A 1688-nucleotide genomic window follows, 5' to 3' on the forward strand; every position below is an offset into this window, starting at 1 on the left:
CCACCCCAACCGGTCACAACCCGACCAGCCGCACGACCCCGGAACTTGCAAAGGCCCTGCCGGCCGATCGGTTAGCGTCGGTCCGACGAAGGCGAAACGGTCGTCGTCGAAGGTCTCCGAGAAGGGCTGGAAGGACTTCGGCAGGAATGTGATGTTGAGGCCCTCGATCTCGTTCCAGAATTGTCGGACCGGGGTGTGTATCCCGTAGCGGGCGAGCAGATCGACGATCACGTCGTTGACCTCCGGCACGTCCGCGGGGTGGCGCTGGCCGTGGCTCTCCCACAGCTCCTCGAAGAAGGAGTAGTGCTCGTTGGCCGTGAAACCCGCGCTGAGGCGGACGGCCGGACGGTGCCACCGGGTCGCCAGCAACCGGCCGGCGATGAATGGGAAGACGTCGTAGACCACGAGATCCGGGATGTCGTCGCCGAGCCCGTCTTCGGCGGCGCGCAGGATGGCCTCGTTCTCTCGGATGTACACCAGGTGCAGCTGGGTCTCCGCGTCCGCCTTGGTGACGGCGTCGGGTACGTGGAACGTGTCGAATTCGGACTTGTACGGCACCACGGTGGCACCGGCCGCGGTCACCACGTCGGCGAAGAGCGGGGTGGTGACGTAGCTGATCCGATGGCCACGCCGCGCCAACTCGCTCACCAGGCCGAGCGACGGGTAGACGTGTCCGTGTCCCTGAACGTTGGCGAAGAGAATGTGCCGCCGTTGGTGCATCTGCTGACTCCCGTTCCGGTGAGCTTTCAATGTATATAGCTGCGCTGTCGGACGGGCTAGTACGGCAGCCGCCATTTGCTAGTTGGCCAGGGAATATTCTCGGTTGAGTCGGGTGCGTTGGTGGAACGTAACTGGATAGGTGTCTCTGTTTGGGCAGGTAGGAACGCTTGGGGAGACGATCAGGCGGTGGTGGGGATCCAGGGCAGAGCCAAAGCAAAGTCGGCTGGTCACCGAATGGCTGCGTTGAGTAGTGCCGGGATGAGCATCTTGTCGGCGTGGTGCCGTTCCATGATCTGTTTGATGCGGGTGTGACCGGCGAGGCGGATCAGGGCGAGGGCGAGGTTGCGCAGGGCGGCCATGGCGTGGGCGACGTTGCCGAGGTAGGCGTGGTGGGCGTCTTCGCCGAGCAGGACGTCACGGATCCAGTGGACTTTGTTCTCGATTCCCCAGTGGCCGCGTACGCGGGCGGTGATCTCGGTCGCGGTGCAGGTCAGGCTGGTGACGCCGTGCAGGATGTGTTTGCTGACACGCTGGCCGTTGGGGGCGTGGGTGTCGCGGCGGATCCGGAAGACCTGGGCGGCGCCGGGGAAGTCGACGCCGTCGGCGGGTGTGGTCCAGCTGGTACGGGTGATCCGGTAGCCGTTGCGGTGCTCGGTGTGCGTCGCGGCGGCGAGGGTGGGGACGGCTGCGGGCAGCCGATCGGTGATCGCGGTGAGCAGGCCGGGCCGGTTGCCTTTGACGGTGAAGACGTAGCCGGCTTGGCGTTGCAGCAGGTAGGCGGCGGTGTCGTGACTGGGATGCGCGGCGTCGGCGGTGATCGTCATGCCGGTGATGTCGATCGGGTCGAGCAGGGCGGCGAGCTGGGTGACTTCGGTGGTGTCGGCCGGGACCTGGACCTGCGCGACGACCACGGCGGTGTCGTGGCGCATCGTGGAGAACAGCTGCACGTCAAGGCCCGTGCCGGGGCG

General features: G+C 66.1%; 1 protein-coding gene and 1 pseudogene. Both read right to left on the minus strand.

What is annotated here, in order from left to right; all coding sequences use genetic code 11:
* Positions 1–720, minus strand: a pseudogene (locus ACFHWY_RS28390) (glycosyl transferase); the annotation flags it as partial.
* A gap of 227 nt (positions 721–947) precedes the next feature.
* Positions 948–1688, minus strand: a 741-nt coding sequence (locus ACFHWY_RS28395; protein WP_416583310.1) for an ISAs1 family transposase, incomplete at its 5' end; no start/stop codon positions are given.

Origin of the sequence: Micromonospora sp. LOL_024 (genome assembly GCF_048060415.1) — a bacterium.
Taxonomy (GTDB): domain Bacteria; phylum Actinomycetota; class Actinomycetes; order Mycobacteriales; family Micromonosporaceae; genus Micromonospora.